Origin of the sequence: Catenuloplanes japonicus (assembly GCF_000717135.1) — a bacterium.
Taxonomy (GTDB): Bacteria; Actinomycetota; Actinomycetes; order Mycobacteriales; family Micromonosporaceae; genus Catenuloplanes; species Catenuloplanes japonicus.
Window position 1 is genome coordinate 68,682 of sequence record NZ_JNXY01000014.1, and the last position, 26,409, is coordinate 95,090.

Below are 26,409 nucleotides of genomic sequence, written 5' to 3' on the forward strand. Positions count from 1 at the left end.
GGGCGAAAGCTTCTCACACAACGACCCCCCGGTCTCCGTTGCGCGACGGCGCCGACCTATTGTCTGCGGGTGTCCCCGACTCCTACCTCTCGGGCCGAGACTGTGACCACTGACAGTGACGCCGAAGTCCCGAACAACCGACGGCCGCTGCGCATCGGCATGATCGTGATCAGCCAGTACGAGTCCGACCCCCGGGTCCGCCGCCAGGCCGAGGCGCTGGTGGCGCGCGGCGACGAGGTGACCGTGCTCGCGCTGGAGGCCGACGGCCGTCCCCGCGAGGATCTGGTCGAGGGCGTGCGGGTGATCCACCTCCCGGTGCGCAAGTACCGCGGCTCCTCCGCCAAGGCGTACCTCGGGCTGTACGGCTCGTTCGGCGCGCGCGCCACGGCCTGGCTGACCCGCCACCCCCGGCGGTTCGACGTGCTCCAGGCCCACTCGATGCCGGAGGCGCTGGTCTTCGCCGGTCTCGCCCAGCGGCTGGCCGGCGTACCGCTGCTGCTCGACGTGCACGACCTGACCAGCAAGCTCTTCGCGGCGAAGTTCGAGGGCAAGAGCGCGATCATGTCCGGCGTGCGGCTGTCCGAGCGCGCGGCGCTGCGCTTCGCGACCGAGGTGATGACCGTCCACGAGCCGTACGCGGACCTGGTGCGCGCGGACACGAAGAAGCCGGTCTCGGTCGTGATGAACTGCCCCGACGAGCGCCTCTTCGCGCCCCGCCCGGAGCCGCGCCGCTGGGACCCGGACGGCGAGGTCGTCTTCAGCTACCACGGCCTCATAGCCCCGCGGCACGGCCTGGTCAACGTGGTCAAGGCGCTCAAGGGCGTCCGCGAGACGCTGCCGGGCGCGCGCGTGCAGATACGCGGTGGCGGCGACGGCATCGAGGAGGTCGGCGCGACCGCCCGCGCGCTCGGCATCGAGGACGCGGTGGACCTGCCCACCCGCCTCTACTCGATGACCGAGATCGTCGGCGAGCTGGAGAACGTGCACATCGGCCTGGTCCCGAGCATGCTCGACCCGTGGACCGAGGGCGTGCTCCCCACCAAGCTGCTGGAGTACTCCGCGCTCGGCGTGCCGTGCGTGACGTTCCGTAACCCGGTCATCGAGCGGTACTTCCCGGACGACACCGTCACCTACGTCGACCCGGCCACGCCGGAGACGCTGCAGGCCGCGATGATCGCGCTGGCGAAGGACCCGGACCGGGCTCTGGAGCAGGCCGCCCGCGCCGCGAAGGTGATGGAGGGCCTGCGCTGGAGCGCGCAGAAGCAGATCTACTTCGACGTGATCGACCGGCTGGCGGCCCGGAAGAACCGTGGTTGATCAGACGGCCGAGCGGACGGCGGCGCCGGCCAGGCTGGCGCGCAGCGGGGCGATGAGCCTCGCCGCGCTGGTCGCGCTGGGGCTGACCCGGTTCGTCCACGGCACCCTGATCGCCCGCTCGACCGACCAGGAGGTCTACGGCCTGGTCGGCCTGCTGGTCGCGGTCAGCACGATCGCCAGCCTGCTGCTGCCGGCCGGCCTGGCCAGCGCCGCGTCCCGGTTCATCCCGTTCCAACAGGGCCGGGGCGACCTCGGTGCGGTCGGCGCGGTCGACCGGCTGCTGTCCCGGCTCGGTCTGGCCGCCGCCGTGGTGCTGGGTGCCGGGGCCGGCGCGGTCAGCCGGCTGTTCTACGACCTCCCGGCGCTCGACGTGGTCCAGGTCGTGCTGCTCTGCGTGACCTTCTGCGCGTACACCGTGCAGAAGGCCACGCTCTACGCGTTCGGCGAGGTCGCGCACTACGCGAAACTGGAACTGGCCTCCTCGGTGATCGCCGTCGGCAGCACCGTGGCGGTGGTGCTGACCGGAATCCCGCTCTACGTGCTGCCGCTCGCGCTCGGGTACGGCGTCTTCGGCGTGGCCGGCTGGTGGCGACTGCGGCGGACCCGGGCCGGGCTGCGCCGGGACCACCCCGGCGGCACGGTCCCCGACCGGCGCGAGATCTGGGTCTACATCCTGCTCGCCTGCATCGGCACGGTCTGCGCCAGCGGCTTCCTGCAGAGCACGCAGATCCTGGCCGGCTGGTTCGCCACGCGCGACGAGGTCGCGTACTTCACCGCCTCGGTCGCGATCGTCGCACCGTTCTACTTCCTGCCCCGCGCGCTCGGCATGGTGCTGTTCCCGGCGATGGCGCGCGCGCACGGCGCCGGTGACGCCGAGGGCGTGCGGAAGCAGGCGGACATCTCCACCCGCGCGCTGCTGGCCGTGCTCGCGCCGCTGTTCGTGGGCGCGATCCTGCTGGCGCCGGAGGTGCTGACGATCTTCGGCTCCGGCAGGTACGCGGACGGCGCCCCGATCCTGCGCCTGATCCTGGCCGGAACGTATCTCGCGGTCATCCCGGTCGCGGCCGTCAACTCGCTGTCCAGCGGCGAGCACGTCCGGGTCCCCACGCTGGCCGCGGTGGCCGGCGCCTCCACCGGCCTGATCGCGGTGGCGCTGCTGACCCCGGCGTTCGGTGCCGCCGGCGTGGCGGGCGGCTACGTCCTGGGCACCGCGATCACGGCCGGTATCCCGCTGATCGTGGCCTGGCGCCTGCTCCGTATGTCCTGGTTCGGACCGGTCCTTCGCGCACTGTGCGTAGTCGGTTCGGCACTTGTGTTCGCGGCCCTGCTGGACCACTGGAACGCCGGTGTTCTGATAGACGTCGCAGCGGCCCTGCTAGGAGCTTTGATCGGCGCATCGGTGCTGGCGGGAGACCTCCGCACGCTCTGGCGCGACGGTCGCGGCACGCCCGCCACCCCGGGTAGCGGTGACGCTGCGTGAAAGGTAGCCTTCTGGCGGATGCCGGTTCCGCGCCGGCCTCCGTCAACCGAAAGGGTGACCGGGCCCGACACCCGGCCACTGTCCCTGTCCGACGGCGCTCGGCCCCCGCGGGGCCGGCTAAGACCGCCACCGGCTCGGTGGCGGCGGGAAGAGTTCAGGTTGTCTTCGATGGTTCTCTCGCGTGACGCCGAGCGGGATGATGCGGCGCCCTCGGCGCGCGGCCGCCTCACTCGCTGGCTGTCCGGAGTCCTGCTCGTCCTGCTGTCCTTCCTCCTCGTCGAGGTCGTGCTGGAAGCGTGGGTGCAGACCCTCTTCAGCACCACGACCGTCGACCACGCCGCGAACCGCACCATCGAAGACCTGCCGCCGTGGCCCAAGCAGGTCAAGAACGCCGTCTACCTGATCCTGCTCGCCATCACCGCGCTGGTCGTCGTGATCAGCAACCGGTGGCGTGACTTCACCACCAAGGCCGACATCGCGGTCGTCGTGCTCGGCGTGATCCTGGCGCTGGCCGGCCTGACCAACGGCTCGGACCTGTCGCTGACCGCCCAGGCCGGCTACGTCTACCTGCGCGGCGTCATCGTGTTCTACGCCTGGCGCGCGGCCCGGCCCGGCAAGAAGCAGATCCGCTGGGTGCTCACCCCGGTCGCGGTCCTGGTCGTGCTGAACGCGGTCGTCGCGCTGCTGCAGTTCCTGTTCGGCATGAACGCGTACCTGCTGCTCGGCTGGAACAACATGACCTGGGCGAACATCAACCGCGCCCACGCGTTCATGGACCACCCGAACCACCTCGGTCACTTCCTCACCATCGCGCTGATGGGCCTGCTCTGCTGGTTCGTCACGAAGGAGAAGGTCGGCTGGAAGTGGTGGCTGGGCTTCGGCTTCCTGGCGCTGGCCATGTCCGCCACCCAGTCCCGCGAGTCCGCGCTCGGCTTCCTCGGTGCCGCGATCGTCATCGCGATCATCCGCCGCGGCAAGTACGCCGTGATCGCCGTCGCCACCGCGCTGGTGCTGGTCTTCTCCGTCGGCCAGGTCGCGATCTCGGACGAGAACCGCGCCGAGCTGGAACGCCGCCTCGGTGGCGTGCTCAGCGCGCTCTGGCTGCCCAGCGGCGCGGAGGACGACGAGTTCTGCGTCGAGACGAACCCGAACTGCGACAAGGACAAGGGCATCCCGGAGCGCGAGGTCCGGGTGCTCTACGCGCAGCAGGGCGTCAAGCTGTTCTTCGAGCGCCCGGTGCTCGGCTACGGCATCGGCCAGTTCGGCGGCATCGCGGCCTACACCGCGGACCCGAAGTGGTACCAGGACACCCGCTTCGGCCCGGAGGGCTTCCAGCTCTACGGGTCCAACGAGAAGCAGGTCGACTCGTTCTGGCTGCACCTGCTGGTGGAGACCGGTCTGCTGGGCGTCGTCGCGTACCTCACCTGGATCTTCTTCCTGGCCTGGCCGCTGCTGCGCAGCTCGTGGGGCGATCGTAGGGAACGGTGGAAGCAGCACCGGGCCGGTCCGACCACGCTCTGGGGCATCGCGGTCATCGTCTTCGCCGGCCTGGTCGCCGTGCTCTCCCCGTCGCTGGAGGACCCGGTCTTCCCGGCGCTGCTCTTCACCGTGCTGGGCATCTCCTGGGTGATGCTGTCCCGCGCGCAGCAGCAGGAGCCGGTGGCCGTCACGAGCACCGGGACCGCCGAGACGGCCGTGAGCACCGACACCGACGAGCCGACCGCTCGCCGTACCGACGATGAGAAGTAGGGGGCGACCATGAGTGGAGTCGCGCTGATCGGGTTCGGCTACTGGGGCCCGAACCTCGCCCGGAACCTGCAGAACCACGCCGGCGCGCGCTGGCGTTACCTGGTGGAGCTGTCGCCGGAGCGGGCCGCCCGAGCCCAGCAGCTCTACCCCCAGGTGAAGGTCGTGAGCGACCTCGACGTCGTGCTCAACGACCCCGAGGTGACCGCCGCGATCGTGGCCACGCCGGCCGCCACGCACACGCCGCTGACCCGTCGTCTGCTGGACGCGGGCAAGCACGTCATGGTGGAGAAGCCGCTCGCACTCAGCACCGAGGACGCGGCCTCGCTCGCCACCCAGGCGGACGCGGCCGGCAGGGTGCTGATGGTCGGCCACGTCTTCGAGTACGTGCCCGCGGTGCTGGAGATGAAGAAGATCATCGACGCCGGCGAGATCGGCGACCTGCTCTACCTGCACTCCCAGCGCCTCAACCTGGGCCGGATCCAGAGCGACGTCAACGCGTTCACCTCGATCGGCCCGCACGACGTCTCGATCGCGAACTTCCTGGTCGGCAAGGGCGCGGAGTGGGTCTCCGCGCGCGGCGCCCGCTACCTGAACGAGAACGTCGACGACGTGGTCTTCGTGACCGTCGGCTACCCCGGCGGCGTGCTGGCCCACATGCACGTCAGCTGGCTCGACCCGTCCAAGACCCGCAAGACCACGGTCGTCGGCTCGAAGCAGATGATGGTCTTCGACGACGTCGACTCCGAGACCAAGCTGCGGGTGTACGACAAGGGCGCCGACCGCCTCGACCCGGACGCGTACGGCGCCTGGCAGTACAAGCTGCGCGACGGCGCGATGCGCGTGCCGAGCCTGCCGATGGCCGAGCCGCTCGGCGCCGAGCTCAAGCACTTCCTGGAGTGCGTCGACACCGGCGCCCGCCCGCGCACCGACGGGTGGAACGGCGTTGAGGTCGTGGCCGTGCTGGAGGCCGTCGAGGAGTCGCTGCGCAAGGGTGGCGAGCAGATCGCGGTCAACCCGCAGCGGAAGTCCGCATGACCAGCCCGGTGATCAGCCCGCTGTCCGTGGTCGCGGACGGCGTCGAGCTGGGGGAGGGGAGCGTGGTCGAGGAGTTCTGCGTCATCGGCCGCTCCGGCCCCACGGACGAGAAGACGGTGATCGGCGCCGGCGCGACGCTGCGCACGCACACCGTGCTCTACGCGGGCAACACGATCGGCCCGAAGTTCGCGACCGGCCACCACGCGCTGGTCCGTGAGTCGAACACGATCGGCGAGAACGTCTCGATCGGCTCGCTCTCCGTCGTCGAGCACCACGTGACGCTGGGGGACCGGGTCCGGATCCACTCGCAGTGCTTCATCCCGGAGTTCTCGGTGATCGAGGAGGACGCGTGGATCGGCCCGCGCGTCACGCTCACCAACGCGCCGTTCCCGCGCTGCCCCTCCGTCTCGACCTGCATGAAGGGCGTGCACATCGAGAAGGGCGCCAAGATCGGGGCAAATGCCACGATCCTGCCCGGGGTACGCATCGGCGCGCACGCGATCATCGGCTCCGGCACGGTCGTCACCCGTGACGTCGCGCCCGGCGCCGTGGTGGTCGGCAACCCCGGCCGCCAGACCAAGACCACCGACGAGCTCACCTGCCCGGCCGGTCTGGACCACCGCCCCTACCCACCCCTCGAGTCCATCGGAGCGAGCGCATGACGATTCCCCTCGTTGATCTCAAGGCGTCCTACCAGCGCCACAAGGCCGGCATCGACGCCGCCATGGCCGAGGTCATCACGAACACCCGGTTCATCGGTGGCAAGGAACTGGTGGAGTTCGAGGCCGCGTTCGCGGAGTTCTGCGGCGCGCGCTTCGCGGTCGGCGTCGGCTCCGGCACCGCCGCGCTGCACCTGGCGCTGGCCGCGCTCGAGGTCGGTCCGGGCGACGTCGTCGCCGTTCCGGGGCACACGTTCATCGCCACCGCGGAGCCGGTCGTCTGGCTCGGCGCCACCCCGCGCTTCGTGGACATCGAGCCGGAGACCGGCTGCATGGACCCGGCCGCGCTGAAGGCCGCGCTCGCCCCCGGCGACGTCAAGGCGATCATCCCGGTGCACATCCACGGCCAGCCGGTCGACCTCTCCGCGATCGGCGCGATCGCGGAGGAGGCAGGCGTCCCGCTGATCGAGGACGCGGCGCAGGCACACGGCTCCTCGTTCACGCTGGCCGACGGCTCCACGGTGCGGGCCGGCGCGTACGGCGCGATCTCCTGCTTCTCGTTCTACCCGGGCAAGAACCTGGGCGCGTTCGGTGACGCGGGCGCGATCACCACGAACGACCCGGAGCTGGCCGAGAAGGTCCGCAAGCTGCGCGACCACGGCCGGATCAGCAAGTACGCGCACGACATCATCGGCTACGCGCACCGGCTCGACACGCTGCAGGCCGCGATCCTCGGCGTGAAGCTCAAGACGCTGGACGCGGACAACGACCGCCGCCGGGAGATCGCCGCCGGGTACCGGGCCGGCCTGGAGGGCGTGGGCGACCTGACGTTCGTCGAGGAGGCCCCGGGCCGTCGCAGCGTCTACCACCACTTCGTGCTGCACACCGCGGACCGGGACGCGCTGCTGGCGCACCTGAAGACGGCCGGCATCGGCGCGGGCATCCACTTCCCGCTGCCGCTGCACCTGCAGCCCGCGTTCGCGTACCTGGGTGGCAAGCAGGGCGACCTGCCGAACACCGAGAAGTTCGAGTCGACCTGCGCCTCGCTCCCGATCTACCCGGAGCTGACCGACGCGCAGCGCGACGAGGTCATCGCCGCGGTCCGTTCATACTTCGACGGGAACTGATGTCCGAGTCGTTCGCGGCGGCGGGTGGGTCTGCGGACCCCCCGCCGTCGCTTCGCATCCTGGCGGTCACCAACCTGTGGCCGTCCCCCGGCGGGTTCCGCGGCGTCTTCGTGAAGGACCAGGTCGAGTCGCTGCGCGCGGCCGGTCACCACGTCGACGTCGAGGTGGTCGCGCAGTCGCGCGGCAAGTCCGACTACCTGACCGCGGCGCCGCGCGTGCGTGCCCGGGTCGCGTCCGGCGGATACGACGTCGTGCACGTCCACTACGGACTCACCGCGCTCGCGTCCCGGCTGGTCAAGGGCGTGCCCAGGGTCCTTTCGCTGTACGGCAGCGACGTCAACGAGCCCTGGCAGCGCCGGATCACCCGGGCCACCACCGGCACGGTCGCGGCCACGATCTACCCGTCCCGGCGGCTCGCGGTCGCGGCCGGCGACCCGGACGGCTTCGTCGTGCCGAACGCGGTCGACTTCGGCCTGTTCACGCCGCCGGCCGACCGCGAACGCGTCCGGGCCAGCTTCGGCATCGCCCCCGGCGACCAGGTCGTCCTGTTCGGTGCCCTACCCGAAAACCAGGTGAAGGGGTACGACGTGTTCCGCGCCGTCCTCGACAAGCTGTCCGCGGACGGGCTCCCGGTCCGCGAGCTGGTCCTGGCCGAGGCCGGTCAGGAGCGCGACGCCGTGGTCCGCAAGTTCGCCGCCGCGGACGCGCTGCTGCTCACGTCGCGGCGCGGCACCGAGAGCGGCCCGCTGGTGGTCAAGGAGGCCGCGGTGATGGGCCTGCCGGTCGTCACCGTCGACGTCGGCGACACCCCGGAGATCCTTGACGCGGTCACGCCGTCCACCGTGGTCCCGTTCCCGGACCCGTGGGGCACGACCGAGGCCACGGACGCGCTGGTCACCGACCTGGCCGAGGCGCTCAAGCCGATCCTGGCCTCGCGCGGGCGGGCGAACGGCCGCGAGCGCCTGCGCCGCCTGGAGCCGGACGCGGTCACCGCCTCGCTGATAGACGTCTACCGCCGGGTCCTGTCGTGAGCACGCCCGCCGCCGCGCCGGTGCCGCCGTCCTCGTCCGCGTCCGCCGGGCCCGGGAAACCGGCCGCGCCGGCCGAGCCCGGGGATCCGGCCGCGCCGGAGGCCGTCGCCTCCGGCCCGTGGCACACCCGGCTGCTCCGCGCTTTCGGCCCGGCCGTGCTGGCGTACCTCGTGCTGCGGCTCTTCTCGCTCGCGGTCCTGGTCGTGTTCGCGAAGATGGCCGGCCAGCCGGTCACCGCGCTGCTGACCGACTTCGACGCGAAGTGGTACGCCGGCATCGCCACCGGCGGCTACGACACCGCGATCCCGATCGGCGCGGACGGCGCCGCCGACCCCACGAACCTGGCGTTCTTCCCGCTCTTCCCGGCGCTGATCGTGGCCGTCGACCTGGTGCTCCCGGGCGGCGCCGCGATCGCCGGCGTGGTCGTCTCCTGGCTGGCCGGCCTGGTCGCCGCCGCCGGGCTCGCCGCGGTCGGCACCCACCTGCGGGACCGGCGCACCGGCGTGCTTCTGGCCGCGCTCTGGGCCGTGCTGCCGCACGCGCTGGTCCAGTCGATGGGCTACAGCGAGACGCTGTTCACCGCGCTGGCCGCCTGGTCGCTCTGGGCGCTGCTGCGCCGCCACTGGCTGACCGCGGCGCTGCTCTGCGCGCTGGCCGGGCTGACCCGCCCGACCGGTGGCGCGCTGGCGGTCGCGGTCGGGCTGGCCGCGCTGGTCGCGGTGATCGGCAACCGTGGCCGGTTCACCGGCGGCGGCTGGCGACCCTGGCTGGCCGGCGCGCTGTCGCCGCTCGGCCTGCTGGCCTACATCGCCTGGGTCGGCGTCCGGCTCGGCAGCCCGGACGGCTACTTCCGCGTGCAGGACGAGGCGTGGGGCATGGCGTTCGACGGCGGCGTCTTCACGCTGAGGACGACGAAGGCCGTACTCACCGAGCCCTCCCCGCTGACGCTCTACATGAACATCGCGGTGCTGGCACTCGGCGTGCTGCTGCTGTTCCTGGCGATCACCGAGCGGCTCCCGTGGCCGCTGCTGGTCTTCGCCGCGGTGGTGCTGGCCCTGGCGCTCGGCGGCGAGGGTTACTTCCACTCCAAGGCCCGGCTGCTGATGCCCGCGTTCCCGCTGCTGATCCCGGTAGCGTTCGCGCTGGCCCGCGCCCGCCTCCCGCATCTGGCCGTGACCCTCACCGCCCTGACCGCGCTCTCCGCCTGGTTCGGCACCTACCTCGCCCTGGTCTGGGAATTCTCCCCCTGACCAGCCCTCGCGCGGCCCGTGCGCTCCGCAACTCCCCATGATCAGGGCGTCCCTCATGTCGTTCCAGCACCATGAGGGACGCCCTGATCACTGTCTCGCGACGCTTCGCGGCGGTCCCCCGTGATCGGGGCGTCCCTCATGGTGCACCGCTGCAGATCAAGATCAAGATCTAATTCATCTACCCGCTTCCGGCGTGGCTCAGCAGCGTTGCTCCCGCGGGCAAACCTCGCGTCGGGCTCCGCCGGCGCTCCGCTCGTCGCGAGGAGCCGGTCTCGCCGTGGTCCGGCAAACCCATGCGGGTCGGTGCCGGAAGTCCTATGACTACCGGGCGGGTTCTTCCGGACCACGGCGGCACCGGCAGGGAGGAGCGCCGGCGACGACCGGTGCCCGCGGGAGCATGCGGACCGCAATCACGCCGGGAGCGGGAAGAAAGGGTTCTAGGTTTCGAGAAGTGCGCGGCCGATGCCGGTGACCTGGTGCAGGACCAGGTTCGCGTGACGCTGGCTGGTGATCAGCCCGGCCTCGCGCAGCACGGTCGCGTGATGGCTGGCCGTGGCCGGCGAGATGCCGACGCGGCGGGCGATCTCGCCGGTGGTGGCCGAGTCCGCGACCGCGCGCAGCACCGAGAGGCGGGTACCGCCGATCAGCGGTCCGAGGCGGCGCCCGCCGTCCGGTGTCCCGACCGCGGCGGCCGGGCGCTGACGGTAGGCGGGGTAGACCAGCATCGGCGGCAGCTCCGGGTTGGCCAGCGCGATCGGGTCCTGCCAGCAGAAATAGGACGGCACGAGCAGCAGGCCGCGGCCGCCGAGGTGCATGTGCCGGTCCATCGGGTAGCCGTGGATGGACAGCACCGGCGCCTTCCACTCGCAGCGCGGGCCGAGGTCGTCGAGCAGGTGGCCGGCGCCGTTGTCGAGCATCATGGTGCCGCGCAGCGCCCGGTCGTCCGCGATCACGCCGGAGATCTCGGTCCAGTACGGCGCGACCGCCACCTCGAAGTACTTCCGCAGGCCGTCGCCGAGCGAGTGCATCGCCTGGGTGCGGCCCGCGGCCAGGTCCTCCAGGAAGACGTCCGCACCGGCCGCGTCCGGGATGAGGTTGATCTCCTCCTTCACGCGCGCGGCCTCGGTGTGCTGGACCGCGTCGATGCCCTGGTCGAGGCCGGTGATGTCGCCGGGCGTGAGGAAGTCCGGGAAGTAGCGGCCGAGCGGTGAGATCGGCAGCAGCGTGCTGCGCAGCAGATCGTTCATCCCGGCGCGGCCGAGATCGAGCCGGGCCTGCTTGTGCCAGCCCTCGTAGGCGGCGTAGCCGCGCTTGGTCTGCAGGCGGTGCAGGCTGCAGACGATCTCCCACAGTGGGTCCGGCCGGCGGGCGAGGCGGGTGCGGGCCACGTCTTCGGCCGTGAAGTGGATCGAGAGAGTGCCCATTGGTCGTCAGTGTCCGCCCGCGGTGTCGATGGTGCTGTCGAACACGCGACAGAATGCCACATCGGGAGCATAACCAGGAGGACGGCGACCCCCCGTCTGCCGCCGTCCTCGGCACATAGAGTGCTCGGTGGCGGCCGTCTGGGCTACGGACCTTCGATCCTGCTCGAAATACGGACTTGATTTGCGCGATCCCGATCGATTTGATGTGAGTCATGTCGTTTCGGCTCCGGCGCTTCCGGTCCGTGCTGGCCGCAGCCGCTGGTGCTCTCCTGCTCACCCTGGTCGCGGCCGCGGCGCCGCTGATCGCCGCGATCTACGGCGCGGGCCCGCAGGACACGTTCGCCGACGACCTGGACGCGTACGGCATGCCGTACGGCATCGCGGGCGGAGTGTCCACTGTGCACTGGCTCGGCCTGGAGCCCGGACTCGGCCGTGACCTGATGATCCAGATCGTCTACGGCCTGCGCACCTCGCTCACGGTCGCGGCCCCGGCCGTGCTGCTGGCCACCGCGCTCGGCACCGTGATCGGCGCGGTCGCCGGCCTGCTCGGCGGCTGGGTCGACGCGCTGCTCACCTGGCTCACCGACGTGGCGATCGCGCTGCCCCTGCTGCTCTGCGCGATCGCCGTGATCCGCCCGCTGGAGCTGGCGTTCTACGGCCCGCGGGACGCGGTGCCCGGCACGTTCCGGATGACGGTGCTGATCGGACTGTTCGGCGCGCTCGGCTGGACCGGCGTGGCGCGCCTGGTCCGCGGCCAGGTGCGCGCGCTGCGGGAGCGGGAGTTCGTGACCGCGGCGGTCGCGCTCGGCGCCGGCCCCGGCCGGATCCTGGGCCGGGAGGTGCTGCCGCACCTGGGCCCGCCGATCACCGCGGGCGCGGCGCTGCTGCTGCCGACGTTCACGTCCGCGGGCGCGGCGCTGAGCTTCCTCGGGCTGGGCGTGCTGGAGCCCACGCCGGACCTGGGGCGGACCATCCAGCGCAGCCTCGGCTACCTGCAGACCGACCCGGCCTACGTGATCTTTCCCGGCCTGGCGCTGGTGCTGCTGGTCTTCGTGTTCACGGTGCTGGGCGAGTCGGTGCGGCGGGCGTTCGACCCGGGACCGGGCCGGTGATGCGGCGGCTGCTGAGCCGGGTCGCGGTCGGTCTGCTCACGCTGGCGGCGGTGAGCGTGCTGACGTTCCTGCTGTTCTTCGCCGTGCCGCGCGATCCGGCCGCCGCGATGTGCGCGAAGAGCTGCGACTCCGCGCGCCTGGAGCGCATCCGCGCCGAGTGGGGCCTGTCCGACCCGGTGCCCGTGCAGTACCTGTCCTTCGTCGGCCGGCTGGTGACCGGTGCGGACGGCTGCCCCGCGCCGTGCCTGGGCCGGTCCTACGCCGGCGGCGAGCCGGTCAGTGACGTGCTGGCCCACGCGCTGCCGATCACCGTGAGCGTGGTGGTGCCGGCCGCGGTGCTGTGGATGACGTGCGGCGTGCTGCTCGGCACGCTCGCGGCCGCCCGCCCCGGCTCGCTCACGGACAGGCTCGTCGGCGCGCTGTCGCTGGCCGGTCTGGCGCTGCCGCTCTACCTGGTCGGCGCCGTGCTGCTGCTGATCCTGGTGTACGGCACCGGCACGCTGCCCCCGCCCGGCTGGACGCCGCTGACCGACGACCCGGGGCGCTGGGCGGGCGGCCTGCTGCTGCCGTGGGTGGCGCTGGCGACCACGCTGGCGCCCGGCTACACCCGGCTGGCCCGCGCCCAGGTCGGCGACGTGCTCTCCGCCGACTTCGTGCGCACCGCGGCCGCGAAGGGCCTGACCGGGCGCGCCGTGGTCGGCCGGCACGCGCTGCGCGCCTCGGCCGGACCGCTGGCCACGCTGGGCGCGCTCGACGTCGGCGCCGCGCTCGGCGGCACCGTGATCACCGAGACCACCTTCGGCCTGAACGGGCTGGGCCGGACCGTCATCGCGGCGGTCCGTGCGGACGACCTGCCGGTCATGCTCGGTGCCGTGCTGCTCGGCGCCGTGTTCGTGATCGGCGCGAACACGATCGTGGACGGACTGCAAGCCGTCATAGACCCGCGGTTGCGATAGATAGGGGATCGATGAGGAGAACGATGGCATTCGCCCTGGTGCTGGCGGCCTGCGCGGCCTGCACCGACAACCCGCGCGGCGGCGCCTCACCGGAGGAGGACCCGGTCCGCCAGCCGACCGGCGTGATCGCGACCGACCCGGCCGCGTCGCGCGGGCCCGCACCCGAGACAGCCGGCGCCGTACCCGGCGGGACCGTGACCGTGTTCCGGCAGACCGCGCTGGCCCGGCTGGACCCGCAACGGATCTACTCGTTCATGGGCCTGAGCATCTCCCAGCTGTACGCGCGGCGGCTCACCACCTTCGCCGACGACGGCAGCGGGAAACTCACGCTGGTCGGCGACCTGGCGGAGACGCCCGGCACGGACGTGAACGGCGACTGCCGCACCTGGGAGTTCCGGATCAAGGAGAACGTGCGGTTCGAGACCGGCGCGCCGGTGACCGCGCGGGACATCGCGTACGGCATCGCGCGTTCGTTCGACCTCACGCTCGCCGGCGGCCCCACCTACCTTCAGGAGTGGCTGTCCGGCACGCCGCAGTACGACAAGGCCTTCGACTTCGAGAAGGACAAGGCGGCGCTGCCACCCGGCGTCGAGGTCCCGGACGACCGCACGCTGCGCCTGCGCTTCCCCAAGGCGCAGTGTGACCTGCCGTTCGCGGCCGCGCTGCCGGCGACCGCGCCCGTGCCGGCCGCGGCGGACACCGGGCTCGACTACGACCGCGCACCGGTGGCGACCGGGCCGTACAAGATAGAGGGCCGGACCGGCGACACCGAGCTCCGGCTGGTCCGCAACCCCCAGTGGGACCCGGCCACGGACGCGACCCGGCACCAGTACCCGGACCGGTTCACGCTCGCGTTCGGCGCGGACCCGGTCGCGCAGACCAACCGGATCATGGCGGCGCAGGGCCCGGACGCGTCCGCGGTCTCGTTCGACGGCGTGCCCCCGTCGCTGCTGTCCCGCGTCACCGGCGACCCCGCGCTCGACCCGCGCATGCTCCGGTCGCAGACCCCGCGGCTGACCATGCTCAGCATCAACACCCGCCGGGTCACCGACCTGTCCGTGCGGGCCGCGCTCAACAGGGCCGTGGACCGGGAGAGCCTGGTCAAGGCGCTCGGCGGCGCCGCGGTCGCCCGTCCGCTCACGACGCTGCTGCCGCCGTCGACGATCGGATGGCACGCCTACGACGCGTACCCGAAGTCCGCCGTGGACGTCGCGGGCGCGGGCGAGCTGGTGCTGGCGCACGCGGACGACGCGGAGGGACAGCTGGCCGCGACCTCGCTCGCGACCGGGCTGCGCGCGGCCGGCTTCACGATCACCACCAAGGCCGTGCCCGCGGACAACTACCTGCCCGAGATCCAGAAGGCCGACAACCCCTGGGACCTCTACCTCGACTCCTGGGCCCCGGACTGGCCGAGCGGCGCGGCCGTGCTGCCCGCGCTCTACGACGGCCGCAGCATCAACGCCGAGGGCGGCAACAACGGCACGTCCTACCTGGACGCGCGCCCGCTCGACGCGGAGTTCGACCGGATCCAGGCGCTCCCGATCGACGAGCAGAGCCCGCAGTGGGCCGCGCTCGACGAGAAGATCATGCGGGAGTACGCCCCGGTGGTCCCGCTCTACACGGAACTCACCTGCACCATCCGCGGCCCGTCCGTCGGCGGCCTGTTCGTCGACAGCGTCTTCGGCAGCCTGGCGTTCGTCAACGCCTTCGTGACGCCCTAGACGGCCCCGGTCAGGGACGCTGCGAGGTCGGCGGGGGACAGCGGCCTGGAGAGCAGGTAACCCTGCCCTGTCGTGTAGCCGAGCTCGCGCAGGCGGGCCGCCTGTGACGGGTTCTCGATGCCCTCGGCCACGGTCACCAGGCCGAGGGCATCGGCCATCTGCTGGACCGCGCGGGCGACCGCGAGCCGGGCCTCGTCCGGCACGCCCGCCGCGGTGTCGATCTCGATGCCGGTGACGAACGAGCGGTCCAGCTTCAGGATCCCGACCGGGAACGCGAACAGCAGGCTGAGCGAGGACTCACCGGTGCCGAAGTCGTCCAGCGCCAGGTGTATCCCCAGCGTGTGCAGCTCGTGCAGCGTCGCCATGATCGCGCCACCGCGCAGCGCGGCGGACTCGGTGATCTCCAGGACCAGCCGGTCCGCCGCCAGCCCGGACGCGGCCAGCGCCGCCGACACCTCGGCCGGGAACGACGGGTCCTGCAGCTGGTGGGCGGAGACGTTGACGCTGACCTTGTACGGCGCGGCGTCCCCCAGCTCCTCGGTCCAGGCGACGGCCTGACGGCAGGCCTCGCCCAGCGCCCATCGGCCGAGCGGCACGATCAGCCCGGTCCGCTCCGCCGCCGCGATGAACTCGGCCGGGCAGACCAGCCCGCGCACCGGATGCTGCCAGCGGACCAGTGCCTCCACGCCGATGGTCCGCCCGGAGGCCAGGTCCGCGATCGGCTGGTAGTAGAGCGTCAGCTCGCCCGCGTCCAGCGCCCGGCGCAGCTCGCCACCGGTCTGCATCTGGTCCAGGACCGGCTCCGCCATGCCGCTGGCGTAGTGCACGAGCCGGGCCTTGCCGCGGGCCTTCGCGGCGTACATGGCGATGTCCGCGTTGCGCAGCACGTCCTCGGCCTGGTCGCCGGGCCGGGCCGTGGCCGCGCCGATGCTCACCCGGGCCAGCAGCCAGTGCCCGCCGGCCAGCAGCGGCCGGTGCAGCGCCTCCAGCAGCCGTTGCGCGACCTGGTCGGCCTGCCCGTCCGACGGGACCAGCACCGCGAACTCGTCGCCGCCGAGCCGGGCCGGGAGGCCGCGGTCGCCGGTGGCCTGCCGCAGCGCGGACGCGACCGCCTTCAGCAGCCGGTCGCCGACCGCGTGGCCGAGCGTGTCGTTGACGGTCTTGAAGTCGTCCAGGTCGATCAGCAGCACGGTGGCGCCGTCCGCGGAGTGCAGGCGCGAGTTGAACAGCGCCCGGTTCGCCAGCCCGGTCAGCGCGTCGTGCGTCGCCTCGCGCTGCAGCCGCATCTCCTGCGCGCGCAGATGGGTGACCAGCCGGGTGTTGTCGCTGAGCACGGTGAGCTGGCGCAGCACGACCAGCGCGGACGTCGCGACCGCGGCGATGACCACGGTGCGCACGTGCCGGTCCGCGGCGCCGGCGTTCGCGACGAGCAGCAGCAGGCCGTTGACGGCCGCGACCGCCACGTACGGGAAGACGACGAACGGGATCCGGGTACCGGCCCGGTCCGCGGGGACGGCCTCCGGCGCGTACGCCTGCCGGATCGCGGCCCCGGTCAGGGCCAGCGCCGCGGCCGGCACCGCGATCACGGCGGCACCGAGCTTGCCCTGCTCGCCCCAGACGATCGTGGCGAACCCGGACACGGCGCTGAGCAGCCCGGTGCCGCACAGCAGGTACATCGCGGGCCGGTCCACCGGGATGTCGCCGCCGAGCAGCAGCCGGGTCAGCACGCACCCGGCCAGCAGGCTCGCGACCGCGATCGCCAGCAGCGCGAACTCGCTGACCGGGCCGCGGCCCGGGACCAGCGGCTCGATCACGAAGTGCCACACGAACACCGAGCCGGCCAGCACGGCCGTGGTGCTGTCCAGCGCGTACCGCAGGCGTTCGGCCGGGCTGCGTGTGCCGAGCGGGAGCAGCAGCACCACGGTCAGGAACAGCAGCGCGCCGCAGACGATCGGCACGGTGGTGAGCGGGGACAGCCGCGGCGCGATCCCGGGCGGCGGCGGGTCCATCACGATCCCGGCGACCGCGACGCCCCAGCCGGCCGCGCACAGCAGCGCGGTGACGCGCAGGCCGTGCCAGAAGCGCCGGGCGGCCGGGTTGAGCGAGGGCAGCATCCCGGCCCGGCCGATCGGCACCGCGGTGATCGCGATCGCGCACAGCCCGATCAGGTACCCGGGCAGGACCGCGCCACCGGCGTCGACCGCGAGGTGCAGCGTCAGCCACAGCGCCGCGACGATCACGAGCGTCAGATTCAGCCACAGGTACGGCACGAGCGCGCGCCGTCCCACCTCGTTCACCTGGCCAGGGCCCGGTATCTGCGCATGGCGAACAGCAGCGAGCCCACGCTGACCAGGCTGAGCGCCGCGTAGGCGATCTCGTTGCCGATGCTGTCCCACAGCGTGTGCAGCACGATCGCGAACGCGAAGACGCCGATGAACGTGCCGATCCGCCGGCCGCCGGGGCGGGCCGCGAGTGCCCAGAGCGCGCCGGTGGTCAGCCCGGTCCAGGCGATGTGCCCGGCCGGTGCCATCACGCCGCGGATCAGCAGCGTCTGCTCGACCGCGCCGATGCTGCCCTTGGAGGACAGCAGCGCGGTGAACGCGTACCCCATCGTCTCCAGCGCGGCGAATCCGACGCCGCTGGCCACGCCGATGACCAGCCCGTCCGCGGGCTCCCGGCGGCCGGAGCCGAGCGTGACCGCGAGGATCACGACCGGGACCACGAGTTTCGCGGTCTCCTCGATGATCGCGACGAACAGCATGGGCAGCGTGCCGAGGCCGCGCAGCGCGTCGAACTCCAGCCAGCCGGCCACCACCACGCCGATGACGCCGCCGAAGAACGCGGTGCAGATCAGCACGGCCGGCGAGACCTGCCAGCGGCCGGTGCGGCCCTCCGCGAAGACCAGGAACGACACGGGCACGACCGTGGCGCCGAGCAGGATCACCGAGGGCACGAGGTTCGGATTCTCGGTCCGGACCAGCGTTGTCAGCACCAGCGCGTACAGACCACCGAGGACGATCAGAGTCCCCAGCCAGGCGTACCGCCGCCACCAGCGTGTCGTCATGGGCAACAGTGTGCCGGAAAGGTGACGCATGCGGGGCCCGCGCGTTGTCCCCCTCGGACCCCCAGGACTTCGAGGATGTGGAGCACAGCATGTTCATGGTTACCGGCAACGCGGCGGAGGTGATCCGCCGGCTCGCGGAGCGGGAGCGTGCGCCGTCGGGTGCGGGGCTGCGGATCGCGGCGGACCCGAGCGCGGGCGAGCTGACCGTGGGTCTGTCGCCGCGGCCCAGCCAGGGCGACACGGTGATGCAGGCGGGCGGCGCGTACCTGTTCCTCTGCCCGGTGGCGTTGCAGGCCCTGGACGACAAGGCGCTGGACGCCACCATGACGGAGGACGGCGACTTCGACTTCGTCATGGCCGACCAGCCCTGACATGAAAGCGGGCCGGGCCGTGAGGCCCGGCCCGGTCAATCAGCCGTTCGAAAGGGTGATCATGTCCTCGCGCGGGACGACCTTGACCCGCTTGCGGCCGTGCGGCTCGCCCAGCTTGATCTCGTGCGCGTCCAGCAGCTGCCAGCCCGCCCACGTGGTGTACGTCACGCCGCGCCGCTGCAGGTAGGAGATGACCGCGTCCCGGTCCGGCTGGGACGCCTCGGCCATCGCCGGCGCGTCCGCGAGCAGGCTGGTGACGGTCTCGTTCGCGTCGCCCTTGGTGTGGCCGATGAGGCCGACCGGGCCGCGCTTGATCCAGCCCGTGACGTACACGCCAGGGATGTGGTTGCCGTCCATGTCCAGCACCCGGCCGGCCTCGTGCGGCACCGTGCCGGTACGCGTGTCGAACGGCAGCTCCGCCAGCGGCTTGCTCAGGTAGCCGACCGCCCGGTAGACCGCCTGCACGTCCCAGTCGGTGAACTCGCCGGTGCCGCGCACGGTGCCGTCGCCGACCAGCTCCTGCGTCTCGGTGCGGAAGCCGGTCACGCCGGTCGCCGGGTCGCCGGTGATCTCCACCGGGGCCTGGAGGAAGTGCAGGTGCAGGCGGCGCTTGCGGTCCTCGCGCGGGTCGCGGACGGCCCAGTTCTGCAGGATGTCCACGCACATCTTCACGTGGCGCGTCTTGCGCATCTCCTCCAGGCTGCCCTCGTCGAACTCGATGCCCTCGGGGTGCACGATCACGTCGACGTTGGGGGAGTGGTCCAGCTCGCGCAGCTCCATCGGCGTGAACTTGACCTGCGCCGGGCCGCGCCGGGAGAACAGGTGCACGTCTGTGACCGGGCTGGCCAGCAGGCCCTGGTAGACGTTGTCCGGGATCTCCGTCTCGAGCAGCTCGTCCGCGGTCTTGGCGAGCACCCGGGCGACGTCGACGGCCACGTTGCCGGCGCCGATCACGGCGACCTTGGTGGCGGTCAGCGGCCACTCGCGGGAGACGTCCGGGTGGCCGTCGTACCAGCTGACGAAGTCCGCCGCGCCGTAGCTGCCGGGCAGGTCCACGCCGGGGATGTCCAGCTCCCGGTCCTTGTCCGCGCCGGTCGCGAAGATCGTCGCGTCGTAGAACGGGCGCAGCTCCTCCAGCTTCACGTCGACGCCGTAGTCGATGTTGCCGATGAAGCGGATCCGCGGGTTGTCCAGCACCTTGTGGAGAGCGTTGATGATTTCCTTGATCCGCGGGTGGTCCGGGGCGACACCGTAACGGATCAGGCCGTACGGGGTGGGCAGCCGGTCGAAGACGTCGACGGTCGCTGTCGGGTGGTTCTTCGACAGGATGTCGGCGGCGTAGATGCCGGCCGGACCGGCGCCGATGACGGCGACCCGCAGTGGGCGGAGATCCTCCATGGTTGCGTTTATCCCTCGCTCGCTCGCGCGTAAGTCTGACCGCCCAGGTTAGGTCAGCCTTAGTTCGAAACGCCGCACCTGAGGGTGTGAGCCTGATCATGTGTGACCGTTTCGGCAGCTCAAACGCGGTTCGTTTCCTCTCAGCTGGCGAGACGGCGCGCCGAACGGGGCGGCCATGAGGTTCGAGTCCATCGACGACGGCTACCAGGTCGAGCACTGGACCCGGCAGATCAGGATGGGCTGCTGGATCGCCATCGTGATCTCGGCCGTGGGCGCGGTGCGCGTCGTCCTGGACTGGCCCGCGTCGTCCCGGTGGCTGGTCCTCGCGATCATCGCGGCCGCGCTGATCCAGTTCGGGCTGCTCTGGGTACCCTGGGCGCGGGTGGTCCGCCGCCCGTACGCCCGGGAATGGCTCTTCGCCTGGTGGCTGCTCGAACTCCCGCTGCTCTACCTGTTCGCCAGCGGTGACGATGCCGCGCTCGCGATCTTCCCGGCCGGCGCCATGGTGGTGCTGGTCACCTCGGCCGTGCTCTACCCGCCGATCCCGGTGGCCGTGCTCGGCGCGCTCTGCATCGGCAGCTTCCTCGCGCTCGCGCACGGCCGGCCGGACGCCCAGGCCACCATGGTCGCCGGCCTGGTCGCGGTGCTGGTCGCGGTGGTCGCCACCAGCGTGCTGACCGCGCAGACCCGGCTGGCCCAGGACGCGCGCCGCCGCGCCGCGGAGGACCGCACCGAGGCGCTGCTGGAGAACGCGTCCGACCTGGTGCTGGCCGTCACCCCGGACGGCGAGGTCACCTACGCCAGCCCGGCCGCCCACCACCTGCTCGGCCGGGACCCGGCCTGGATCACCGGCGAGCGGCTCAGCGAGATGACCCACGCCGACGACCTGACCCGGGCCCGGGAGTTCATGTCCACGCTGTTCACGGCCGCGCCGGAGCACACCAGCCGGATCGAGGTCCGGCTGCGCCGCGGCGACGGCACCTGGGTCTACGCGGAGGCGATCGGCGTCAACCGGCTCGCCGACCCGAACCTGCAGGCGGCCGTGCTCAGCATCCGCGACGTCGGGGCCCGCAAGCACATGGAGGACGAGCTGACCCGGCAGGCGTTCACGGACGCGCTGACCGGGCTGCCGAACCGCGCGCTCTTCCGCGACCGGGTCACCCACGCGGCCGCGCGCAACCAGCGCGACGCCGGCCGGATCACGCTCATGCTGATCGACCTCGACGACTTCAAGCTGGTCAACGACGGACTCGGCCACACCGCCGGCGACCAGCTGCTGCGCGTGATCGCGCAGCGGCTCTCCGCGCAGCTGCGCCCGGCGGACACGCTGGCCCGGCTCGGCGGCGACGAGTTCGCGGTGCTGATCGAGGACCTGACCGAGCTGGAGGCCGCGGAGCTGGCCGACCGGCTGGTCCGCGCGGTCCGCGAGCCGGTCACGCTCGGCATCCGCGACGTCATCTGCACCGCCAGCATCGGCATCTCGGTGATCAAGGCAGGCGTGCACGACCTCGGCGAGGCCGACGAGCTGCTGCGCGACGCGGACCTGGCCATGTACGCGGCGAAGGCGGCCGGCCGGGACGGCTACGCGGTCTACGACCCGGCCAAGCACGCGGACGTGCTGGAGGAGGCGGAACAGCGGGCCGCGCTGGAGCGCGCGCTGCTCGAGGAGCAGTTCGTGGTGCACTACCAGCCGATCGTGGAACTGCCGCTGCGGGAGCTGATCGGCTTCGAGGCGCTGGTCCGGTGGAACCACCCGGAGAAGGGCCTGGTCAGCCCGCTCGCGTTCATCCCGCTGGCGGAGGCGACCGGGCTCATCGTGCCGCTCGGCCGCTGGGTGCTGGACCAGGCCTGCCGCCAGCTCGCGGAGTGGATCGCGGACCACCCGGAGGCCGCGCACCTGCGGATGAGCGTGAACCTGTCGCCGCGGCAGTTCCAGCACACCGGTCTGGTGGCCGAGATCGCGGGCATCATCGAGCGCACCGGTGTGCCGGCCGGCAAGCTGGTCCTGGAGATCACCGAGTCGCTGCTGATGAAGGACACGGAGGTCACCGTCCGTACCCTCGAGGCGTTGAAAGCTCTGGGCGTCCGGATCGCCGTGGACGACTTCGGGACCGGCTACTCCTCGCTGAGCTACCTCAAGCGGTTCCCGGTGGACATCCTGAAGATCGACCGTTCGTTCGTGGACGGGATCACGGCGGACTCCGGGGACGCCACGCTCGCGGAGGCGGTCGTGCAGCTGGGCCGCACGCTGCACCTGCAGACCGTGGCCGAGGGCATCGAGACCGCCGACCAGTGGACCACGCTGCGCGAGCTGGGCTGCGAGTACGGCCAGGGCTACCTGTTCGCCCGCCCGGTCGCCGCCGCCGAGATCGTGCCGCTGATCCGCGGCACCGAGCCAATGCCCGAACCGCGCCCTGAAGCCACGTGCTGAGCCGTGCATAACGGAATAAACACCTCAGGTCGGGCCGTCGGCGGCCGATGAGGGACCCGATGGACCAGACCTTCCGCCCGCTGATGGACGCCCTGAAGCAGCGTGGAGTCGACCCGGTGATGGTCGACTACGCCGCCGAGGAGGCGGAACGCAGCGGGCGCTCGATCCGCGCGGTGCTGATCAACGATCAGATCGTCACCGAGCAGGAGCTCACCGCCGCCGCGGCCGACGCGTACGGCGTCCAGACCGTGGACCTGGTCGGCTACCCGATCGAGCAGGCCGCGCTCACCAAGATCCCGCTGCCGCTGGTCATCCGGCACCGCGTGATCGGCATCGCGATCGACGGCAACGAGCTGATCGTCGGCGTCACCGACCCGGCCGACGTCGTCGCGCTGGACGACGTGCGCGCCTCCACCGGCATGGTGGTCCGCCCGGTCGTGGTCGCGCGCACCGAAGTCCGCAAGATCATCGAGAAGCTCCAGCGCGAGGAGAACGACCTCGGCGACATGGCCGAGAGCCTGCGCGTCGAGCAGGCGCCCTCGATGGCCTCGTTCAGCCAGGGCGACGACGACGCGCCGATCGTCCGCTACGTCAACTCGCTGATCGAGCAGGCCATCCAGAACCGCGCCTCCGACCTGCACCTCGAGCCGTCCGAGACGGACCTGCGCGTCCGCTACCGCATCGACGGCGTGCTGCACGAGGTCGACACCGTGCCGCAGGCCGTGCAGAGCGCGCTCATCTCCCGCCTCAAGATCATGTCGAACGTCGACATCACCGAGCGCCGCATCCCGCAGAACGGCCGCATCACGATGCAGCTCAACAACCGCAAGGTCGACCTGCGTACCGCCACGCTCCCCACGGTCTGGGGAGAGAAGATCGTGCTCCGCGTGCTCGACACCGGCGGCATCAACCTCGACCTGGCCGGATTCGGCTTCACCGAGGACAACTACGAACGCTTCTCCGGCTCGTTCGGCAAGCCGCACGGCATGCTCCTGGTCACCGGCCCCACCGGATCCGGCAAGTCCACCACGCTCTACGCCACACTCGCGAAGATCAGCAAGCCCACCGTCAACATCATCACGGTCGAGGACCCGGTCGAGTACCGGCTCCCCGGCATCAACCAGGTCCAGGTCAACATCAAGGCCGGCCTGACCTTCGCCGCCGTCCTCCCCGCCATCCTCCGCTCCGACCCCGACGTGGTCCTGATCGGTGAGATCCGCGACCCGATCACCGCCCAGTTCGCGGTCGAGGCCGCGCTCACCGGCCACCTCGTCCTCTCCACGCTCCACACCAACGACGCCCCCAGCGCCATCGTCCGCCTCACCGAGATGGGCATCGAACCGTTCCTCGTCGGCTCCTCCGTCGACTGCGTACTCGCCCAACGCCTCGCCCGCCGCCTCTGCGACTGGTGCAAGACCGAGTACGAGCCCCCCGACGCCGAGCTCGAGGCCGCCCGCTGGCCCTTCGACCAGTGGGACCCACCCGCCAACCTCTGGAAGCCGGTAGGCTGCCGCACCTGCGCCGGCACCGGCTACAAGGGGCGCCTCGCGGTCCACGAGGTCATGCCGGTCACCGAGGAGATCGAGAAGCTGGCGGTAGCCCGCGCGCCGGCCAGCGACATCCACGAGGTCGCGCAGGCCCAGGGGATGTTCGACCTGCGCATCGACGGGCTCCTGAAGGCAGCCAATGGGCAGACCTCGATCTCGGAGGTCCTCCGGGTGGCCATCTAGCCGCTGCCGTCTCAAGGTCAAGATTTGGGGCATTTTCCCGCTTTGCGGGTGGTTGCGGTCCGCATGCTCCCGCGGGCACCGGTCGTCGCCCAGGGGCTCCTCCCTGCCGGTCCCGCGTGTGGTCACGCTCCAAGCAAAGACCCCACCGGCTGTTAACCCTCCGCCGGCTGTGCGCGGTTCGCCGGCTGTGCGCGATCTGTCGGCTGTGCGCGGTTCGCCGGCTGTGCGCGATCCGCCGGCTGGGGGTGATTCGTCGGGTGTGCGCGGTTCGTTGGCTGGGCGCGATTGTCGGCTGGGCGCGATTCGCCGGCCGGCCGCGAGCTGTCGCTGTGCTTCATCCGTCGGCTGACGGTGAGGCCGTATCTGACCGACGCCTTGGGGGAGGCCCGCGTGGCCATAGAAGAGATCCACCCACACGCGGCGGCCGTGGTCGGCCGCGATCCGTCGGTCGACGCCTGCCGGTGGAGTGGTTCCGAATAGAGCGGTCCGGGCGCTGCGCGCCCGATATTTCGTGTTATTGGTTGCGTTGGGTGGGCTGGTTGCTGTTTTCGCCTCCGGCGGGCCTCCGGCGGGAGCCTCCGACACCGGGGCGGCGGAAAGGCCATTTCAAATGCGATGCCCACACCCGTGGGTGGCTGGGTTTCGTGCGGCCTGTCTGCCCCGTCTGCCGTCGATCCGGGACAAGCCGAGCAGATCATCGGCAGGGCCGCCAGCTTTGGTCTGTCGTGCGGCGGCTTCGCGGTTCTCGCGTTTGGGCGGTCGCTTCTCGCTGCTTGGTGCCGGGTTCGTGGGTGGTCCGGTTTTGAGGGTTGCGTCGGGTGGGCCGGTGCCGGTCAGCGTCGTGGTCGGGTTCAGGCTTGCGTTACGCGGTATGCCGCCGGTGCGTTGGTGGCGGCCCTGCCGATGATCTGCACCCCTGCGGGCGGGTCGACGGCATACGGGGCAGCCAGGCGGTCACCTCTGTGGCTGCTTGCGCATAAAAGACAAAGACCCGCCGGCGGGCGGGCGTCAGGGCTGTTCAAGATCCTTGCGTCTCTGGTGGCCGGCTCGGTGTTTGCCGAGGCGGCGGGTGATCTGTCTGTGTCTTGATCTTTGGGGTGTCGGGGCGGGGTGCCGTTAGGGCTCAGTTCGGGCGCGCCGCGCCCGAAATTTCGTGATATAGCGGGGCCGGCGGGGCGAGCGTGCGAGCGCGCGGTGTCGCGGGGCCGGCGGGCTGGATCGCGGCGGGCACCGGGGGACCGGGGCTGGAGGGGTGCGACCCGGGATGGCGCGGGGAGTGATGCGGCGGTGCCGGTGGGCTGCGTGTTCGCGCCGAGCGGGGGTGGTCCGGAGATCGTAGAGGGCGTTTCTAAGGTCCGCTGCGTTTGTGCCGAAGTCTCCGGTGCCCGCTGAGTGGAGCGGGACCCCCGTTTGGACCTCGAAGGAGCCGTGGTGATCGTAGAGCAGACGCTCGACGACCTGGTGCAGGGCGGTGACCGGCACGACAACCGGGAGTCGCTGGACGCCATGCTCGTCGCGCTGATCAACGCGGGCGGCTCGGACCTGCACCTGACGGTCGGCGCGCCGCCCACGATCCGGGTGCACGGCGAGCTCAGGTACCTGCCGGACTACGAGCGGATGAGTCAGATCGACGTGGCCATGCTGGCCCGCGCGGCGACGTCCGACGATCAGTGGGCGCGGTTCCGGGACGTCAGTGAGCTCGACTTCGCGTACAGCGTGCCGCACGTGTCGCGGTACCGCGTCAACCTCTACCAGCAGCGCGGCTCCGTCGGCGCGGCGTTCCGGGCGATCTCGGACCGGATCCGGCCGCTGGACGAGCTGGGCGTGCCGGAGTCGGTCGGGCGGTTCGCCTCGTTGCACCGCGGGCTGGTGCTGGTCACCGGGCCGACCGGCTCGGGGAAGACGACCACGCTCGCGGCGCTGCTGGATCTGGCGAACCGGACCCGGTCGGCGCACATCGTGACGATCGAGGACCCGATCGAGTTCCTGCACCCGCACAAGAAGAGCCTGGTCAACCAGCGCGAGGTCGGGGCGGACACCAGGGACTTCTCGACCGCGCTGAAGCACGCGCTGCGGCAGGATCCGGACATCATCCTGGTCGGCGAGCTCCGCGACCTGGAGACCACGCAGACCGCGCTGACCGCGGCCGAGACCGGTCACCTGGTGCTGGCGACGCTGCACACGCAGTCCGCCACCCAGACCATCGACCGCGTCATCGACATCTTCCCGCCGCACCAGCAGCAGCAGATCCGCGCGCAGCTGTCGATGGCGCTGCAGGGGGTCGTCACGCAGGCGCTGTGCGCGCGGGCGGACGGCACCGGCCGCACCATCATCACCGAGATCATGACGGCGACGCCGGCCATCCGGTCGCTGATCCGGGAGGGCAAGACCCACCAGATCCCGTCGTTCATGCAGGCCGGCGGCAACGACGGCATGCTCTCGTTCGACCAGCACCTGGCCGAGCGGGTCCGGCACCAGATCATCACCATCGACCAGGCGCTCGACCTCTGCCACTCGGTGGAAGAGCTGCGCCGTCTCACCGGACGGATGTGAC

At 71.7% G+C, this 26,409-nt stretch carries 19 protein-coding genes; 15 read left to right on the forward strand and 4 right to left on the reverse strand.

Annotated features, from left to right (window positions below):
• Positions 1 to 102 precede the first annotated feature (102 nt).
• The 8 genes from OP04_RS20380 to OP04_RS20415 all read left to right on the forward strand — a co-directional run bounded on the left by OP04_RS20380 (position 103) and on the right by OP04_RS20415 (position 9,648).
• Positions 103 to 1,317, forward strand: a complete 1,215-nt coding sequence (locus OP04_RS20380; protein WP_033341348.1) for a glycosyltransferase family 4 protein — start codon at positions 103 to 105, stop codon at positions 1,315 to 1,317.
• Positions 1,310 to 2,797, forward strand: a complete 1,488-nt coding sequence (locus OP04_RS53490) for a lipopolysaccharide biosynthesis protein (RefSeq protein ID WP_033341349.1) — start codon at positions 1,310 to 1,312, stop codon at positions 2,795 to 2,797. The genes OP04_RS20380 and OP04_RS53490 overlap by 8 nt, the downstream gene beginning before the upstream one ends.
• Before the next feature lie 168 nt (positions 2,798 to 2,965).
• Positions 2,966 to 4,546, forward strand: coding sequence for an O-antigen ligase family protein (locus OP04_RS20390; protein WP_033341350.1), 1,581 nt, complete (start codon positions 2,966 to 2,968; stop codon positions 4,544 to 4,546).
• Positions 4,547 to 4,555: 9 nt separating this feature from the next.
• Entirely contained in the window at positions 4,556 to 5,581 is a 1,026-nt protein-coding gene (locus OP04_RS20395; protein WP_033341351.1) for a Gfo/Idh/MocA family protein, read from the forward strand.
• Entirely contained in the window at positions 5,578 to 6,243 is a 666-nt protein-coding gene (locus OP04_RS56480; RefSeq protein WP_051798405.1) for an acyltransferase, read from the forward strand. The genes OP04_RS20395 and OP04_RS56480 overlap by 4 nt, the downstream gene beginning before the upstream one ends.
• Entirely contained in the window at positions 6,240 to 7,367 is a 1,128-nt protein-coding gene (locus OP04_RS20405; protein ID WP_033341352.1) for a DegT/DnrJ/EryC1/StrS family aminotransferase, read from the forward strand. Before OP04_RS56480 ends, OP04_RS20405 begins: the two co-directional genes overlap by 4 nt.
• Positions 7,367 to 8,398, forward strand: a complete 1,032-nt coding sequence (locus OP04_RS20410) for a glycosyltransferase family 4 protein (RefSeq protein ID WP_033341353.1) — start codon at positions 7,367 to 7,369, stop codon at positions 8,396 to 8,398. Before OP04_RS20405 ends, OP04_RS20410 begins: the two co-directional genes overlap by 1 nt.
• Entirely contained in the window at positions 8,395 to 9,648 is a 1,254-nt protein-coding gene (locus tag OP04_RS20415; RefSeq protein WP_232323663.1) for a hypothetical protein, read from the forward strand. Before OP04_RS20410 ends, OP04_RS20415 begins: the two co-directional genes overlap by 4 nt.
• Before the next feature lie 437 nt (positions 9,649 to 10,085).
• Here OP04_RS20415 and OP04_RS20420 read toward each other — a convergent pair whose 3' ends face one another.
• On the reverse strand, positions 10,086 to 11,072 hold the full coding sequence (locus tag OP04_RS20420) for an ArsR/SmtB family transcription factor (protein ID WP_033341354.1): 987 nt from the start codon (positions 11,070 to 11,072) through the stop codon (positions 10,086 to 10,088).
• A gap of 212 nt (positions 11,073 to 11,284) precedes the next feature.
• On the opposite strand from OP04_RS20420, the gene OP04_RS20425 reads away from it, so the two are divergent.
• Genes OP04_RS20425 through OP04_RS20435 form a run of 3 tightly spaced genes read left to right on the forward strand, consistent with a single transcriptional unit; the run spans position 11,285 to position 14,861 of the window.
• On the forward strand, positions 11,285 to 12,184 hold the full coding sequence (locus OP04_RS20425; RefSeq protein WP_033341355.1) for an ABC transporter permease: 900 nt from the start codon (positions 11,285 to 11,287) through the stop codon (positions 12,182 to 12,184).
• A complete protein-coding gene (locus OP04_RS20430) occupies positions 12,184 to 13,140 on the forward strand; it encodes an ABC transporter permease (RefSeq protein ID WP_157240084.1) in 957 nt (318 codons plus the stop codon). The genes OP04_RS20425 and OP04_RS20430 overlap by 1 nt, the downstream gene beginning before the upstream one ends.
• A 23-nt stretch (positions 13,141 to 13,163) precedes the next feature.
• Positions 13,164 to 14,861 (forward strand): ABC transporter substrate-binding protein, encoded by a 1,698-nt coding sequence (locus tag OP04_RS20435; RefSeq protein WP_232323664.1) that lies wholly within the window; start codon positions 13,164 to 13,166, stop codon positions 14,859 to 14,861.
• On the opposite strand, the gene OP04_RS20440 is transcribed toward OP04_RS20435, so the two are convergent.
• Both OP04_RS20440 and OP04_RS20445 read right to left on the reverse strand, forming a co-directional pair.
• Positions 14,858 to 17,149, reverse strand: coding sequence for a putative bifunctional diguanylate cyclase/phosphodiesterase (locus tag OP04_RS20440; protein WP_063746650.1), 2,292 nt, complete (start codon positions 17,147 to 17,149; stop codon positions 14,858 to 14,860). The genes OP04_RS20435 and OP04_RS20440 overlap by 4 nt on opposite strands.
• Before the next feature lie 5 nt (positions 17,150 to 17,154).
• Complete coding sequence (locus OP04_RS20445) at positions 17,155 to 17,925, reverse strand: PrsW family intramembrane metalloprotease (RefSeq protein ID WP_033341358.1); 771 nt, start codon at positions 17,923 to 17,925, stop codon at positions 17,155 to 17,157.
• 89 nt (positions 17,926 to 18,014) lie between these two features.
• Between OP04_RS20445 and OP04_RS20450 the strand changes: the two genes are divergently transcribed.
• Positions 18,015 to 18,296: a hypothetical protein gene (locus tag OP04_RS20450; RefSeq protein ID WP_033341424.1), complete on the forward strand. Its 282-nt coding sequence runs from the start codon at positions 18,015 to 18,017 to the stop codon at positions 18,294 to 18,296.
• A gap of 39 nt (positions 18,297 to 18,335) precedes the next feature.
• Here the strand turns inward: OP04_RS20450 and OP04_RS20455 are convergent, their stop codons facing one another.
• Complete coding sequence (locus tag OP04_RS20455; RefSeq protein ID WP_198153903.1) at positions 18,336 to 19,694, reverse strand: FAD-dependent oxidoreductase; 1,359 nt, start codon at positions 19,692 to 19,694, stop codon at positions 18,336 to 18,338.
• A gap of 175 nt (positions 19,695 to 19,869) precedes the next feature.
• Here OP04_RS20455 and OP04_RS20460 point away from each other — a divergent pair, with 175 nt between their 5' ends.
• The 3 genes from OP04_RS20460 to OP04_RS20470 all read left to right on the forward strand — a co-directional run bounded on the left by OP04_RS20460 (position 19,870) and on the right by OP04_RS20470 (position 26,408).
• The gene (locus tag OP04_RS20460) at positions 19,870 to 22,125 is read left to right on the forward strand and encodes a putative bifunctional diguanylate cyclase/phosphodiesterase (protein ID WP_051798409.1); all 2,256 of its coding nucleotides are present in this window, start codon (positions 19,870 to 19,872) and stop codon (positions 22,123 to 22,125) included.
• A 59-nt stretch (positions 22,126 to 22,184) separates the two neighbouring features.
• The gene (locus OP04_RS20465) at positions 22,185 to 23,855 is read left to right on the forward strand and encodes a GspE/PulE family protein (RefSeq protein WP_033341359.1); all 1,671 of its coding nucleotides are present in this window, start codon (positions 22,185 to 22,187) and stop codon (positions 23,853 to 23,855) included.
• Between the two features lie 1,431 nt (positions 23,856 to 25,286).
• Positions 25,287 to 26,408, forward strand: coding sequence for a type IV pilus twitching motility protein PilT (locus OP04_RS20470; RefSeq protein ID WP_232323665.1), 1,122 nt, complete (start codon positions 25,287 to 25,289; stop codon positions 26,406 to 26,408).
• Position 26,409 lies beyond the last annotated feature (1 nt).